General features: G+C 46.4%; 4 tRNA genes and 3 rRNA genes. All 7 read right to left on the bottom strand.

What is annotated here, in order from left to right:
- Positions 1–12 precede the first annotated feature (12 nt).
- A tRNA-Leu gene (locus tag FEM21_RS01905) sits at positions 13–98 on the bottom strand.
- A gap of 9 nt (positions 99–107) precedes the next feature.
- Positions 108–180 (bottom strand) — tRNA-Phe (locus FEM21_RS01910).
- Between the two features lie 60 nt (positions 181–240).
- Positions 241–350: ribosomal RNA gene (gene rrf, locus FEM21_RS01915) — 5S ribosomal RNA — on the bottom strand.
- Between the two features lie 193 nt (positions 351–543).
- A 23S ribosomal RNA gene (locus FEM21_RS01920) occupies positions 544–3426 on the bottom strand.
- Positions 3427–3599: 173 nt separating this feature from the next.
- Positions 3600–3673, bottom strand: a tRNA-Ala gene (locus tag FEM21_RS01925).
- A 148-nt stretch (positions 3674–3821) separates the two neighbouring features.
- Positions 3822–3895 (bottom strand) — tRNA-Ile (locus tag FEM21_RS01930).
- Positions 3896–4025: 130 nt separating this feature from the next.
- A 16S ribosomal RNA gene (locus tag FEM21_RS01935) occupies positions 4026–5539 on the bottom strand.
- Together the 16S, 23S and 5S rRNA genes with 4 tRNA genes alongside form the textbook arrangement of a ribosomal RNA operon.
- Positions 5540–5709: the final 170 nt, after the last annotated feature.

Raw genomic sequence — 5709 nt, forward strand, 5'->3', positions numbered from 1 at the left:
TTTTTTGTGTTGTACTCAGAGCGGGACTTGAACCCGCACGAACATTGCTGTTCACTGGATTTTAAGTCCAGCGTGTCTACCAATTTCACCATCCGAGCATTATCTTGTGGTACCTCCAGGGATCGAACCAGGGACACATGGATTTTCAGTCCATTGCTCTACCATCTGAGCTAAGGTACCATAATCTTTATTTTATAAAGATTCAAAAAAAAACCCCGTAACAAAACGGGGTTTTCAAAAGAAAGGCGACGACATACTCTCCCACAATACTGCAGTACCATCTGCGCAGGCGGGCTTAACTACTCTGTTCGGGATGGGAAGAGGTGAGCCCCGCCGCAATAACCACCTTAAGGTCATTAGATTATGGTTTATAATTTATAGTTTACAGCTCTTTAACTCATAACTTATAACTCAAAACTCATAACTTTCCGCGGTGCGGACAATATTTTAACATACTGAGATAAAGAAACGTAAATTGTCATCCTGAGCTTGTCGAAGGATCTAGAAAGTTTCTTCTCCCGACCGTAGTCGGGAGAAAATTTTGTACATAAGCTTACAGGTTATTAGTACTACTCGGCTATGACATTACTGCCTTTACACCTATAGCCTATCAACGTGGTCATCTCCCACGACCTTTAAAAGAAATCTCATCTTGTGGTGGGTTTCGCGCTTATATGCTTTCAGCGCTTATCCCTTCCCAACGTAGCTACTCTGCAGTGCCACTGGCGTGACAACAGATACACTAGAGGTTAGTCCAATTCGGTCCTCTCGTACTAGAATCAGATCCACTCAAATTTCTTGCGCCCACAGTAGATAGAGACCGAACTGTCTCACGACGTTCTGAACCCAGCTCGCGTGCCACTTTAATGGGCGAACAGCCCAACCCTTGGGACCTTCTCCAGCCCCAGGATGTGACGAGCCGACATCGAGGTGCCAAACCCCCCCGTCGATATGAGCTCTTGGGGGAGATCAGCCTGTTATCCCCGGCGTACCTTTTATCCTTTGAGCGATGGCCCTTCCATGCGGAACCACCGGATCACTATGCTCTACTTTCGTACCTGATCGACCTGTATGTCTCTCAGTCAAGCTCCCTTATGCCATTGCACTCTTCGCACGGTTACCAAGCGTACTGAGGGAACCTTTAGAAGCCTCCGTTACTCTTTTGGAGGCGACCACCCCAGTCAAACTACCCACCAAGCAATGTCCCCCGATTCTCGGGGTTAGGCCTCAGATAAACAAAGGGTTGTATTTCAACAATGACTCCACAACGCCTGGCGACGCCACTTCACAGTCTCCAACCTATCCTACACATCATTTATCCAAGGTCAATACTAAGCTATAGTAAAGGTGCACAGGGTCTTTTCGTCCCACTGCGGGTAAACGGCATCTTCACCGTTACTACAATTTCACCGAGCTCATGGCTGAGACAGTGTCCAGATCGTTACACCATTCGTGCAGGTCGGAACTTACCCGACAAGGAATTTCGCTACCTTAGGACCGTTATAGTTACGGCCGCCGTTTACTGGGGCTTCAATTCAATGCTTCTCCGAAGATAACATCTCCTCTTAACCTTCCAGCACCGGGCAGGTGTCAGGCCCTATACTTCATCTTACGATTTTGCAGAGCCCTGTGTTTTTGATAAACAGTCGCCTGGACCTCTTCACTGCGGCCCTGATTACTCAGGGCGACCCTTCTCCCGAAGTTACGGGTCTATTTTGCCTAATTCCTTAGCCATGAATCTCTCGAGCACCTTAGAATTCTCATCTCGACTACCTGTGTCGGTTTGCGGTACGGGTACTATTAACCTGAAGTTTAGAGGTTTTTCTTGGAAGCCCTTAGGCGCACTATCACTTCTACCGAAGTATCCGTGTACTATCGTATTTCACCAAAATCTACGGATTTGCCTATAGATCTTATAGCTAGGTACTTTAACGAACTATTCCGTCAGTTCGCGGCGCTTTCATCACTCCGTCACCCCATCACAGTTAAAAGTAGTACGGGAATATTAACCCGTTGGCCATCGACTGTCCCTTTCGGGTTCGCCTTAGGTCCCGACTAACCCACAGCTGATTAGCATAGCTGTGGAAACCTTAGTCTTTCGGTGTGCGGGTTTCTCGCCCGCATTATCGTTACTTATGCCTACATTTTCTTTTCTAACCAGTCCAGCTCCACTTACGAGAAACCTTCAACCCTGTTAGAATGCTCCCCTACCACTTACAATAAATTGTAAATCCATAGCTTCGGTAATATGTTTATGCCCGATTATTATCCATGCTCGTCCGCTCGACTAGTGAGCTGTTACGCACTCTTTAAATGAATGGCTGCTTCCAAGCCAACATCCTAGCTGTCTGGGCAGACAAACCGCGTTCTTTCAACTTAACATATATTTGGGGACCTTAGCTGATGGTCTGGGTTCTTTCCCTCTCGGACTTGGACCTTAGCACCCAAGCCCTCACTGCTAGAGAACATTATATAGCATTCGGAGTTTGTCAGGAATTGGTAGGCGGTGAAGCCCCCGCATCCAATCAGTAGCTCTACCTCTATATAACTTATATCTAGCGCTGCACCTAAATGCATTTCGGGGAGTACGAGCTATTTCCGAGTTTGATTGGCCTTTCACCCCTACCCACAGGTCATCCGAAGACTTTTCAACGTCAACCGGTTCGGTCCTCCACTGTGTGTTACCACAGCTTCAACCTGCCCATGGGTAGATCACACGGTTTCGCGTCTAACACTACTGACTAAAGCGCCCTATTCAGACTCGCTTTCGCTACGGATCCATGGCTTAACCACTTATCCTTGCCAGCAACGTTAACTCGTAGGCTCATTATGCAAAAGGCACGCCGTCACCCCACTTAAGGGCTCCGACCGCTTGTAAGCGTATGGTTTCAGGATCTATTTCACTCCGTTATTCACGGTTCTTTTCACCTTTCCCTCACGGTACTGGTTCACTATCGGTCTCTCAGGAGTATTTAGCCTTAGCGGATGGTCCCGCCAAATTCAGACAGGGTTTCACGTGCCCCGCCCTACTCAGGATACCACTATTTATTATACTCGTTACCCATACGGGGCTATCACCCTCTATGGCATTACTTTCCAGTAACTTCCGGTTCCTTGTACATAAAATGTCATGGTCCTACAACCCCAACATTGCCGTAACAACATTGGTTTGGGCTAATCCGCGTTCGCTCGCCACTACTTACGGAATCACTTTTGTTTTCTTCTCCTCCGCCTACTTAGATGTTTCAGTTCAGCGGGTTTGCCCACCTATCGGTGTACTATGTCTTCAACATAGTGGGTTGCCCCATTCAGGTATCTACGGATCAAATCTTGTGTGCAGATCCCCGTAGCTTTTCGCAGCTTATCACGCCTTTCATCGCCTCTGAGAGCCTAGGCATTCCCCATACGCCCTTATTTTGCTTATTGTACTTACGTTTTTGTCTATTTCTAAACAAAAAGCGTGTTCTTTCTACTTATTTTTTACTTTTTTCTTATCTCAATATGTCAATGAACTTTAATTTAATGTAACAATGTTTTAATTTATCAATATAGCAATGAATTGCTACATTAAATAATTGATTAATTGTCACATTAATCTGTGGAGAATAACGGAGTCGAACCGTTGACCTCCTGCGTGCAAGGCAGGCGCTCTAGCCAGCTGAGCTAATCCCCCAATTTTAGTTTTGAGTTATTAGTTATGAGTTAAGAGTTACTTTCCTCATATTGCTCAACCCTAGAATTTCCTTTTATTTAAGTTTTGCAGTATTTTTTAATCTTTTAATTTTAAAATCTTTCAATCTTTAAATTTTTAGTTTAAAAAGTAGTCCCGGGCAGACTCGAACTGCCGACCCCTACATTATCAGTGTAGTACTCTAACCAGCTGAGCTACGAGACTCTGTTTTTACTTAAATTCTTTATTCTTTTTTTTTTAAATTAACAGCAAGAGTAATACAATCTCAAAAATCTATTCCACTTTTTCTTCGTCATTTTCCCTAGTGTGCATTAAGCTAACACTAAGGCTCTAGAAAGGAGGTGTTCCAGCCGCACCTTCCGGTACGGCTACCTTGTTACGACTTAGCCCTAGTTACCAGTTTTACCCTAGGCAGCTCCTTGCGGTCACCGACTTCAGGCACCCCCAGCTTCCATGGCTTGACGGGCGGTGTGTACAAGGCCCGGGAACGTATTCACCGGATCATGGCTGATATCCGATTACTAGCGATTCCAGCTTCACGGAGTCGAGTTGCAGACTCCGATCCGAACTGTGACCGGCTTTATAGATTCGCTCCTGGTCACCCAGTGGCTGCTCTCTGTACCGGCCATTGTAGCACGTGTGTAGCCCAGGGCGTAAGGGCCGTGATGATTTGACGTCATCCCCACCTTCCTCACAGTTTACACTGGCAGTCTTGTTAGAGTTCCCGACACTACTCGCTGGCAACTAACAACAGGGGTTGCGCTCGTTATAGGACTTAACCTGACACCTCACGGCACGAGCTGACGACAACCATGCAGCACCTTGTAAATTGTCTTGCGAAAAATCTGTTTCCAAATCGGTCAATCTACATTTAAGCCCTGGTAAGGTTCCTCGCGTATCATCGAATTAAACCACATGCTCCACCGCTTGTGCGGGCCCCCGTCAATTCCTTTGAGTTTCAAACTTGCGTTCGTACTCCCCAGGTGGGATACTTATCACTTTCGCTTAGCCACTGAAATTGCTCCCAACAGCTAGTATCCATCGTTTACGGCGTGGACTACCAGGGTATCTAATCCTGTTCGCTACCCACGCTTTCGTCCATCAGCGTCAATAAACTAGTAGTAACCTGCCTTCGCAATTGGTATTCCATGTAATCTCTAAGCATTTCACCGCTACACTACATATTCTAGTTACTTCCTAGTAATTCAAGTCTAGCAGTATCAATGGCCGTTCCACCGTTGAGCGATGGGCTTTCACCACTGACTTACTAAACCGCCTACGGACCCTTTAAACCCAATGATTCCGGATAACGCTTGGATCCTCCGTATTACCGCGGCTGCTGGCACGGAGTTAGCCGATCCTTATTCTTACAGTACCGTCAAGTTCCCTCACGAGGGAGTGTTTCTTCCTGTACAAAAGCAGTTTACAATCCATAGGACCGTCATCCTGCACGCGGCATGGCTGGTTCAGACTTGCGTCCATTGACCAATATTCCTCACTGCTGCCTCCCGTAGGAGTCTGGTCCGTGTCTCAGTACCAGTGTGGGGGATCTCCCTCTCAGGACCCCTACCCATCGTAGCCATGGTAAGCCGTTACCTTACCATCTAGCTAATGGGACGCATGCTCATCTTTCACCGTTGGAACTTTAATCTACTCTCCATGCGAAAAATAGATACTATGAGGTATTAATCCAAATTTCTCTGGGCTATCCCTCTGTGAAAGGTAGATTGCATACGCGTTACGCACCCGTGCGCCGGTCTCTAGTTCCGAAAAACTATACCCCTCGACTTGCATGTGTTAAGCCTGCCGCTAGCGTTCATCCTGAGCCAGGATCAAACTCTTCATCGTATATTGTGCGTTCGCCTTAGCGAACTTTATTTATTATCGACTCAGATCTAGTGGTTTTAATTCGAATCTATCGATTCTATTACTCTTATTCTTTTGTCCCGATTAATCGGGACGGCTGTCAATTCAATATGTCTAGGAACGTGTCTTTTTACTCTTTCGCTTGTTTCTCA

The sequence above is a fragment of the Flavobacterium seoulense genome, assembly GCF_000695795.1.
Lineage (GTDB): Bacteria > Bacteroidota > Bacteroidia > Flavobacteriales > Flavobacteriaceae > Flavobacterium > Flavobacterium seoulense.